This window comes from Chryseobacterium sp. SIMBA_028 (assembly GCF_046535285.1).
Taxonomy (GTDB): Bacteria; Bacteroidota; Bacteroidia; order Flavobacteriales; family Weeksellaceae; genus Chryseobacterium.
This window is the reverse complement of sequence record NZ_JAWRWZ010000166.1, coordinates 1-284: the sequence shown is the minus strand read 5'-3', so window position 1 is coordinate 284 and position 284 is coordinate 1. Positions and strand designations below refer to the sequence as shown.

The window sequence follows — 284 nt, the reverse complement described above, 5'->3', positions numbered from 1 at the left end:
GGCCACCGAGCTCGGCCGCCAATGTCTCAGTGATTGCTATGGCCGGTGATTCGCGGAGATCGTCAATGTTGGCCTTGAAAGCTAAACCAAGTAGCCCTACTTCCGCATCAGCTGGCAGGCCTTCGAGCGCATGGAGTACTTTGTCCACGACCCATCTGGGCTTGGCATCGTTAACTTCCCGCGCGGTGCGGATCAGACGCGCTTCTTCGGGCGCCGCAGCGACAATGAACCACGGATCGACTGCGATGCAGTGGCCACCGACCCCTGGCCCCGGCTGCAAGATA

At 60.6% G+C, this 284-nt stretch carries 1 protein-coding gene; it reads right to left on the bottom strand.

The genetic code is table 11. From position 1 onward, the window contains the following. The coding region (locus SCA31_RS23005) for a UDP binding domain-containing protein (protein ID WP_410699354.1) at nucleotides 1-284 on the bottom strand (284 nt) is incomplete at both ends.